Source organism: Pseudomonas sp. 24 E 13, from assembly GCF_900004715.1.
In the GTDB taxonomy this organism is placed as follows: Bacteria; Pseudomonadota; Gammaproteobacteria; order Pseudomonadales; family Pseudomonadaceae; genus Aquipseudomonas; species Aquipseudomonas orientalis_A.
This window is the reverse complement of sequence record NZ_CVTO01000096.1, coordinates 9,860-10,093: the sequence shown is the minus strand read 5'-3', so window position 1 is coordinate 10,093 and position 234 is coordinate 9,860. Positions and strand designations below refer to the sequence as shown.

1 tRNA gene is annotated in these 234 nt (G+C 58.1%); it reads left to right on the top strand.

From position 1 onward, the window contains the following. A tRNA-Gly gene (locus BFP90_RS07045) sits at positions 1-76 on the top strand. Positions 77-234: the final 158 nt, after the last annotated feature.

Genomic DNA, 234 nt, shown 5'->3' with positions numbered 1-234 from the left:
GCGGGAATAGCTCAGTTGGTAGAGCACGACCTTGCCAAGGTCGGGGTCGCGAGTTCGAGTCTCGTTTCCCGCTCCAATTTACAAGCAGTGTGGCCTTCGGGCGGCATTGAGTGAAACCAGGACCACATCTTCGGATGAGGCCCCTGGGCACTGGAATACACACCATGTGTTTCAGTAGCGTGTCCCCTTCGTCTAGTGGCCTAGGACACCGCCCTTTCACGGCGGTAACAGGGG